General features: G+C 73.1%; 7 protein-coding genes. 6 read left to right on the top strand and 1 reads right to left on the bottom strand.

Annotated elements, in window-relative coordinates; all coding sequences use genetic code 11:
• Positions 1-1,463: 1,463 nt before the first annotated feature.
• Positions 1,464-2,597 (top strand): hypothetical protein, encoded by a 1,134-nt coding sequence (locus tag ACIPUC_RS36790; RefSeq protein ID WP_446594787.1) that lies wholly within the window; start codon positions 1,464-1,466, stop codon positions 2,595-2,597.
• Positions 2,598-2,621: 24 nt separating this feature from the next.
• Complete coding sequence (locus ACIPUC_RS36785) at positions 2,622-3,713, top strand: phosphotransferase family protein (protein WP_446594785.1); 1,092 nt, start codon at positions 2,622-2,624, stop codon at positions 3,711-3,713.
• Positions 3,714-3,726: 13 nt separating this feature from the next.
• On the opposite strand, the gene ACIPUC_RS36780 is transcribed toward ACIPUC_RS36785, so the two are convergent.
• Entirely contained in the window at positions 3,727-4,185 is a 459-nt protein-coding gene (locus ACIPUC_RS36780; RefSeq protein ID WP_446594783.1) for a hypothetical protein, read from the bottom strand.
• A 217-nt stretch (positions 4,186-4,402) separates the two neighbouring features.
• On the opposite strand from ACIPUC_RS36780, the gene ACIPUC_RS36775 reads away from it, so the two are divergent.
• The 4 genes from ACIPUC_RS36775 to fxsA all read left to right on the top strand — a co-directional run bounded on the left by ACIPUC_RS36775 (position 4,403) and on the right by fxsA (position 8,349).
• Positions 4,403-4,843, top strand: coding sequence for an Lrp/AsnC family transcriptional regulator (locus ACIPUC_RS36775; RefSeq protein WP_164721043.1), 441 nt, complete (start codon positions 4,403-4,405; stop codon positions 4,841-4,843).
• A 79-nt stretch (positions 4,844-4,922) separates the two neighbouring features.
• Positions 4,923-6,551 carry an amidohydrolase gene (locus ACIPUC_RS36770; RefSeq protein ID WP_446594782.1) on the top strand — a complete coding sequence of 543 codons (1,629 nt, stop codon included), beginning with the start codon at positions 4,923-4,925 and terminating at the stop codon, positions 6,549-6,551.
• Positions 6,552-6,881: 330 nt separating this feature from the next.
• Entirely contained in the window at positions 6,882-7,691 is an 810-nt protein-coding gene (locus ACIPUC_RS36765; protein WP_446594780.1) for a polyprenol monophosphomannose synthase, read from the top strand.
• A gap of 76 nt (positions 7,692-7,767) precedes the next feature.
• Positions 7,768-8,349 carry an FxsA family membrane protein gene (gene fxsA, locus ACIPUC_RS36760; protein ID WP_446594778.1) on the top strand — a complete coding sequence of 194 codons (582 nt, stop codon included), beginning with the start codon at positions 7,768-7,770 and terminating at the stop codon, positions 8,347-8,349.
• The last annotated feature ends 102 nt before the right edge of the window (positions 8,350-8,451 follow it).

The raw sequence follows: 8,451 nt of genomic DNA, 5'->3' as shown, positions 1-8,451 counted from the left end.
CCGCCCTGTCAAGGGCGCTCCTTCGTCGCGTCGCTTCGCGATGGCCTTCGGCCACCCTTGACAGACCGACCCGCCCCGGAAAGACAAGGACCGGCGGGAAGCCCCCAAAAGAACGGTCCACTGGTTCCGAGGACAGCCACTGGGCATCAGGGACCGGATCCTTGGTTCCCGTAGCCATGCCCCCGCCCGGGCCCGTAGAGAAGTGATCCGGGGTCGGTGGGCGCACCAAATCGCTACGCGCTCCTCATATCTCGGCGTCCGCCGCCCGTCTGGGGCACAACCCGCACCAGCGACAGCGACCGCAAGTCCTGGCAGTCCTGGGGCGCATCAGATCGCTACATATCTCCCACGTCTCGGCGTCCGGCGCCCGTCTGGGGCTGGGAATAGGCCGCCACGGACGGCTTCACAGCTGAGGTCATCTGGCGGCGATCGGCCCGGCGTGGGCTGACCATAAGCCGCCATGGATCGTCGATCGGGGAGGGGTGGTGGGGTCTGCCGGTGACTGGGGGGACTTTCCGACCTCCCACTCCGCGAAGTGATCCACTCACCGGCATCCATCCCAAATGCGGCCCAAGGCGGGCGCCGGACGCTGAGATGTGAGGAGCGTGTAGCGATCTGGCGTGCCCCAGGACCGCCCGGGGGCGTGTGGTCGCTGCCTGGGGTGTGGGGTGCGCCCCGGACGGGCGGCGGACGCTGAGATGTGAGAAGCGTGTAGCGATCTGACGCGCCCCAGCACTGCCGGGGGCTTGTGGTTGCTGCCTGGGGTGTGGGGTGCGCCCCGGACGGGCGGCGGACGCTGAGATGTGAGGAGCGCGTAGCGATTTGGTGCGCCCACCGACCCGGATGGCCGCTCTACGGGCCCGGGCGCAGGCCACGGCCCCGGGAACCACGGATCCGGTCCCTGATGCCCCCTGACCCTGCTCATGAACCAGTGGACCGTTCTTTTGGGGGCTTCCCGTCAGTCCTGTCTTTCCGTGCCGGGTCGGACTGTCAAGGGTGGCCGAAGGCCATCGCGAAGCGACGCGACGACGAAGGAGGAGCGCCCTTGACTGGCCGGCCCGGCACGGAGAGACGATGGGACTGGCGGGAAACCCCCAAACCCTCCCTGATGGGCAGCGTGGGGATCAGGCTCCCCGGAGCCCCCGAGTACCCGCCCCACTCCCGATCCCGCCCCACCGCACCCGGCCAACCGTGCCGACCTGTCAGGTTGTGCCACAAGTCTGGCCCTGGCTCGGGATTCTGACGTACCGTCATATCCGCTCCAGCCGTGCCCCCGCCGCACCCCGCACCCGCACCCGCACGCCACAAACCCACCCCACACCCCGCACCCCGACCCCACACCCCACACCCCGCACCCCGACCCCACACCCCGCACCCCGCACCCCGACCCCACACCCCCGCACCCCGACCCCGCTCAGCCGCGCCGCCGACCCTGCCTTCGCCCCGCCTCCCGGAGGTCCGCCATGCCCGCCGATCGGCCCGTCGCCCTCGACGAGTACCCCATCCACCAGGCACCCCTGTCGATGAAGCACGTCGTCAGCGGTGACCGCAACGCCTACGACCGCTGCATCTTCCACGTCTTCGACCACGCCGGCCGCGCCGTCCTCATCCTCGGCCTCGGGGTGTACCCCAACGCCGGAGTCATCGACGCCTACGCCACCCTCCGGGTCGGGGACGAACTCCTCGCCGTGCGTGCCTCTGACGCCCTCTCCGACGACCGGATGAACCTCTCGGTGGGGCCGTTCTCCATCACCGTCGACGTACCGCTCCGGCAGCTGACCCTGCGCTGCTCCGCCGATCCGGACGACCCGGACGGGCTCTCGTACGACCTCACCTGGACCGCCGAGTTCCCCGCCGTCTGGGAGCCCCACCACACCCAGCGGCGCGGCGACCGGCTCATCCTGGAAGGGCGCCGCTTCGTCCAGGCCGGCAGCGTCACCGGCACCATCCGCGCCAAGGGCGAGGAGTTCGCCGTCACCCCGGGGGAGTGGACCGGAACCCGCGACCGCAGCTGGGGCGTGCGCCCCATCCCCGGGGAAGACGGCGGCCGGGCCGCCGAGGAGTACCGCCCCGAGGGCTTCCACTGGCTCTGGATACCCGTCCGCTTCGAGGACCGGTTCGTCATGGTCATCGCCCAGGAGGACGCCGACGGACACCGCACCCTCAGTGAGGCCGTCCAGGTCTTCCCCGAGGGCAGCGGCCGCCACGACGTGCAACTCGGCTGGCCGCACACCGAGATCCGCTACCGGCCCGGCACCCGGCACCCCGAGAGCGCCGTCGTCCACCTCGCCGACCCGGCCCGCAAGCCCCTCGAACTAGGCGTGCGGATCCTGAACTCCTCCCCGCTCGCCGTCGGCGCCGGCTACCCGCCCGCCGCCGACTGGCAGCACGGCACCTGGCAGGGCCGGGGCTGGACCGACCGCCGGGTCTACGACCTCTCCGACCCCGCCGCCCACCCCATGGCCGCCTTCGGCGTCACCGACCACTCGGCCCGCTTCACCCTCGACGGACAGGTCGGCCACGGAATCTTCGAGCACGGCAGCTTCGGCCGCCACGACCCCAGCGGCTTCGCCGACTACTCCTCCGTCGCCCAGTAGGCCGAAATCGAAAGGGGCTCACCCATGGCCACCGCTCCACGTCCGCGTACCTCCACCCGGGAGCCCGAGGAGCTCGGCAGGCGGCTCGCCGCCTGGCTGGACACCAAACTCCCCGGCGCGAAGGTCACCAACGTCTCGGTCCCCGGGTCCAACGGCATGTCCAGCGAGACCCTGCTCTTCGACATAGACCACCCCGACACCCCGATACGGGCCTGCGCGCTGAGACTCGCCGCCGACCCGGCGGCCTACACCGTCTTCCCCACGTACGACATGCCGCGCCAGCACCGCGTGATGAGCCTGGTCGCCGAGCACACGGACCTGCCCGTCCCGCGCGTGCAGTGGCTGGAGGAGGATCCGGGGCCGCTGGGGGCGCCGTTCTTCGTGATGGCCCGCGCCGAGGGCCGGGTCCCGCCCGATGTCATGCCCTACACCTACGAGGGCAACTGGCTGCACGCCGCCACCGACGCCGAGCGCGCCGAGCTCCAGGAGGCGAGCATCTCCCTGCTGGCCCGCCTGCACGACCAGTTCCCGGGCAAGGAGGCGGAGTTCCTGCTCCCCGAGGGCGCGGGCAGCCCGCTGCGCCGGCACGTGGACGCCCAACGCGCCTACTACTCCTGGGTGGTGGGCGGACTCGCCCCGTCCCCGCTGATCGAGCGGGCGTTCGCCCGCCTCGAGGAGCTGTGGCCGCAGGACGAGGGCCCGTCGGTCCTCAACTGGGGTGACGCCCGCATCGGCAACGTCATCTACGACGGCTTCACGCCCGCGGCCGTCCTGGACTGGGAGATGGCGGCGTACGCCCCGCGCGAGGTGGACCTCGGCTGGACCGTCTACCTGCACCGGTTCTTCCAGGACCTCACCGTCGGCTTCGGCCAGCCCGGACTGCCGGACTTCCTGCGCCGCGAGGACCTGGAACGCCGCTACGCGGAACTCACCGGCCACACCCCGCGCGACATGGAGTTCCACACGCTCTACGCGGCGCTGCGGCACGGGATCGTCATGCTGCGCATCGCCTACCGGCAGGCGCACTTCGGCGAGGTCGAGATCCCCTCGGATCCGGACAGCCTGATCCTGCACCACGCCAGTCTGGCCGCCATGGTGCAGGGCACGTACTGGTAAAGGGCTTGCCGGGTCAGGCCGCCTGCGCGTGCTGGCGGCGCGTCTGCGGGAGCGGCGGGCTCGGCACGCGCACCGGACGCGAGCCCGGACCGCCGACGTGCGAGAAGGGCTGCGTCCGCCAGTCGAGCCCCTGCGGCAGGCTCAGCATCACCACGGGCTCCAGCTCCTGCGTCCCCACCGGCTGGATCATGCCGACGGTGGGCAGGGCGTCGCCCACGGGCCGCCCGGTGCCCGCGCACACCGTGAGCCCGAAGGGGTTCCACGGGGTCAGGCAGAGGGCGTGCTGCGGCAGGTGCTCCTCGTCGGCGACGAGGGCGATCGACTGGCCGCAGTCGGGGCAGACCGCGTGGTGGATCTCGAAACCCTCGGCGTAGTCGAGGTATTCGCCGTCCTCGGCGTACGCGTCGTCGCCGGGATCGAGCGGTTCCAGGGGCTCCGGTTCGGTGCGACCGGCGCGCTTGGTGTTCAGCATGGATGTACTCCCCCTTGGGTGGGCCGGGCGGGCAGGTTCTTCGGCCTCGGCCACACCAAGCACTTCCCGTCGTGCGGCACGAGTAACCACAACAGCCGCCAGGACGCCCGCATACGCTTGTGGCCTTGGTCACATGCCCGGCGCAGATGCCTCCAGTGGATGGACAGCACTGTGCCTGGAGTGGCGTTGGGCCTTAGGTTGAGCGGCTATGAGCGCAATGGAGGAGCTGGACCGCCAGATCGTGGATCTGCTCGTGCGGGACGGGCGGATGAGCTACACGGATCTGGGCAAGGCCACCGGACTGTCCACGTCGGCCGTCCACCAGCGGGTACGCCGGCTGGAACAGCGTGGTGTGATCCGCGGGTACGCGGCCGTGGTCGACCCCGAGGCCGTCGGCCTGCCGCTGACGGCGTTCATCTCGGTCAAGCCGTTCGACCCGAGCGCCCCGGACGACATCGCCGACCGGCTGGCCGGGGTTCCCGAGATCGAGGCCTGCCACAGCGTCGCGGGCGACGAGAACTACATCCTCAAGGTCCGCGTCGCGTCGCCCCTGGAGCTGGAAGACCTCCTGGGCCGCCTGCGCGCCCTGGCGCACGTCTCGACGCGTACGACGGTGGTCCTGTCCACCCCGTACGAGGCGCGCCCGCCCCGCGTGTAGCGGATCCGGAGAGACCTGGAGGGGGGCTGGAGGGACCCGGCGGTCGGGCGCGGCCCGGCGACGCGCGAGACTGGTCCGCATGACTGACCGCACCGCCCACTCCGCCGACGCCGCCGGAGCACCGACCAGGACCGTCCTCCTCCGCGGGGGCGAGGTACACAGCCCCGCGGACCCCTTCGCCACGGCGATGGTGGTCGAGCGCGGTCACATCGCCTGGGTCGGCTCCGAGGGCGCGGCCGACGCCTTCGCGCAGGGCGTGGACGAGGTCGTCGACCTCGGAGGGGCGCTCGTCACGCCCGCCTTCACCGACGCCCACGTCCACACCACCTCCGCCGGCCTCGCGCTCACCGGGCTGGACCTCTCCGCCGCGCCCTCCCTCTCCGCCGCGCTGGACCTCGTACGCGCGTACGCCGCGAGCCGTCCCGCCGACCGGGTGCTCCTCGGGCACGGCTGGGACGCCGCCCGCTGGCCCGAGCGGCGCGCGCCGCGCCGTGCCGAGCTCGACGAGGCCGCCGCCGGCCGCCCGCTCTACCTCAGCCGCATCGACGTGCACTCGGCGGTGGTCACCACCGCCCTGTTGGACCTCGTCCCCGACGTGACCCCCGACGGCGACGAGCCGCTGACCCGCGACGCCCACCACGCCGTGCGCGCCGCCGCCCTGGCGGCCGTCACCCCCGCCCAGCGCGCCGAGGCCCAGCGGGCAGCCCTGGACCGGGCCGCCTCGCTCGGCATCGGCTCCGTGCACGAGTGCGGCGGGCCCGGCATCTCCTCCGCCGAGGACTTCACCGCCCTGCTGGAGCTGGCGGCGGAGCGGCCCGGGCCGCGCGTGTTCGGGTACTGGGCCGATCGGGACCTCGACCAGGCCAAGGCGCTGGGCGCGGTCGGCGCCGCCGGGGACCTGTTCGTCGACGGCGCCCTCGGCTCGCACACCGCGTGCCTGCACGCCCCGTACGCCGACGCAGCGCACACCGGCACCGGCTACCTGGACGCGCGCGCGGTGGCGGAGCACGTCGCCGCCTGCACCGAGGCGGGCCTGCAGGCCGGGTTCCACGCCATCGGGGACGCGGCGATCACCGCCGTCGTGGAGGGCGTCCGGGCCGCCGCGGAGAAGGTCGGCCTGGCACGTGTCCGCGCCGCCCGGCACCGCGTCGAGCACGCCGAGATGATGACCCCCGCCACCATCGCCGCCTTCGCGGAGCTTGGCCTGACCGCGTCCGTGCAGCCCGCGTTCGACGCGGCCTGGGGCGGCGAGGACGGCATGTACGCCGACCGGCTGGGCGCCGAGCGCGCCCGCACCCTGAACCCGTACGCGGCCCTGCTCAAGGCCGGTGTCCCGCTGGCCTTCGGATCGGACGCGCCCGTCACCCCGCTCGACCCGTGGGGCACGGTCCGGGCGGCCGCCTTCCACCGGACGCCCGAGCACCGCATCTCCGTCCGGGCCGCCTTCACGGCCCACACCCGGGGCGGCTGGCGGGCGCTGGGCCGCGACGACGCGGGGGTCCTGGTCCCCGGCGCGCCGGCCGACTACGCCCTCTGGCAGACCGGCGAACTGCTCGTCCAGGCCCCCGACGACCGGGTCGCCCGCTGGTCCACCGACCCCCGCTCCGGCACCCCCGGACTGCCCGATCTGGGCCCCGGCGCGGAGCTGCCGGTGTGCCTGGCGACCGTGGTCGGCGGGCGGGAGGTATTCGTACGCCCACAGGGGTGATCCGGCGAGCCTGGGTTCGGTGCGGGCGCCCGGACCCGGATAGGTTCGGCCGGGTCCACCATCAGGACGTCCGTGCCGGACGGATCCGCCTGCTCAGCGCGCCCGCGCCTCGGGGGCGAGGGAAGGTTTCGCCGGTGGGGGCACCCCCAGCGGCAGTTGGGGGAGGGTGGCCCCAGTTCGGGGCCCGGCGGTCCAGTAGACAACGGTCACGGCGGCCCGCAGCCAGCGGGAGTCCGACCGGCCCGAAGGACCGCGGGCCCCGATCACTGTTCTAAAGTCATTGACTGCGACCAGACGTACAGGACGTGCACGAGCACAAAAGGGGACTCAGTGAGCGACGGCGGACAGCGGACCTACGGACCGCTCGGTACGGCCTTGGTGATCATTCCGACCTACAACGAGGCGGAGAACATCGGGCTGATCGTCGGCCGCGTCCGCGCGGCGGTGCCCGAGGCCCACATCCTGGTCGCGGACGACAACAGCCCGGACGGCACCGGCAAGCTCGCCGACGAGCTGGCGGCCGGCGACGACCACGTGCACGTCCTGCACCGCAAGGGCAAGGAGGGGCTCGGCGCCGCCTACCTGGCCGGCTTCGTCTGGGCCCTGGACGCCGGCTACGGAGTGATCGTCGAGATGGACGCCGACGGCTCCCACCAGCCGGAGGAGCTGCCGCGGCTGCTCACCGCGCTGACCGGCGCCGACCTGGTGCTGGGCTCCCGCTGGGTGCCGGGCGGCCGCGTCGTGAACTGGCCCAAGAGCCGCGAGCTCCTCTCGCGCGGCGGCTCCACGTACTCCCGGCTGATGCTGAACGTCCCGATCCGCGACGTGACCGGCGGCTACCGGGCCTTCCGCCGCGAGACCCTGGAGGGCCTGGGGCTGGAGGAGGTGGCCTCCGCGGGCTACTGCTTCCAGGTCGACCTGGCGCGCAGGGCCGTGCAGAAGGGCTTCCGCGTCGTGGAGGTGCCGATCACCTTCGTCGAGCGCGAGTTCGGCGACAGCAAGATGAGCAAGGACATCGTGGTGGAGGCCCTGTGGCGGGTCACCCAGTGGGGCCTCAAGGCACAGGCCGCCAAGCTGCTCGGCAAGCCCGCGGCCGAGGACACGGGCAAGGACACGGGCAAGGAGACGGGGAAGGCCTGACCGCGGCGCCCCCTAAGGGGCGTCCGGTACCTCCGGCTGAGGCTGCTCTTACGCAGGTCCGGGCACACTGGGGAGTATGACGACCGGCGTTCCCTCTTCGACGGCCCCCCGGCAGCGGCGCTCACCCGCCCGTACGTTCCTTCCCCTGGCGGTCGCCGCCTGGCTGATCCTGGAGATCTGGCTGCTCGGCCTGGTCGCGGGCGCGGCCGGCGGGCTCACCGTCGCCGCGCTCCTCGCGGGCGGGATGGTTCTGGGCGTGGTGGTCATCAAGCGCGCGGGGCGCCGTGCCTTCAAGAACATGACCGACACCTTCCAGCAGGCGCAGCAGGGCGTGCGGCCCACTCCGCAGCAGCCGGGCCAGGGCAACGGCCTCACCATGCTGGCGGGCCTGCTCCTGATCATGCCGGGCCTGGTGTCCGACGTGGTGGGCCTCTTGTGCCTGCTTCCCCCCGTCCGTGCGTGGATCGGCCGCAGGGCGGCCCGCTCGCTGGAGCGGAAGATGGCCTCGGCACCCGCCGGGACCTTCGGCGACGCCTTCCAGCAGGCCCGCATCCGCTATCCGGACGGCAAGGTCGTCCAGGGCGAGGTCGTCCGCGAGGACCGGCCCGAGCAGCACCCTGGTCCGGACGCGGGCTACCGCCCGCCGCTCGCCCCCTAGAACAGACGCCGAACAGCCGAGGGGCGCCCCCCCCCCCCGGGGGGGGGGGGGCCCCCGGGGGGGGGGGGGGCCGCGGGGGCGGGGGGGGGGGGCGGGGCCCCC

It is taken from the genome of Streptomyces sp. LARHCF249 (genome assembly GCF_052871255.1).
Note: the sequence above shows the minus strand (reverse complement) of the source record. Positions and strands in the feature narration are given on the sequence as shown.

Coding starts and splice junctions, on each gene's coding strand:
- ACIPUC_RS36775 (WP_164721043.1), top strand. CDS start 4,403: ATGGAGGAGCTGGACCGCCAGATCGTGGATCTGCTCGTGCGGGACGGG.
- fxsA (WP_446594778.1), top strand. CDS start 7,768: ATGACGACCGGCGTTCCCTCTTCGACGGCCCCCCGGCAGCGGCGCTCA.
- ACIPUC_RS36770 (WP_446594782.1), top strand. CDS start 4,923: ATGACTGACCGCACCGCCCACTCCGCCGACGCCGCCGGAGCACCGACC.
- ACIPUC_RS36780 (WP_446594783.1), bottom strand. CDS start 4,185: ATGCTGAACACCAAGCGCGCCGGTCGCACCGAACCGGAGCCCCTGGAA.
- ACIPUC_RS36785 (WP_446594785.1), top strand. CDS start 2,622: ATGGCCACCGCTCCACGTCCGCGTACCTCCACCCGGGAGCCCGAGGAG.
- ACIPUC_RS36790 (WP_446594787.1), top strand. CDS start 1,464: ATGCCCGCCGATCGGCCCGTCGCCCTCGACGAGTACCCCATCCACCAG.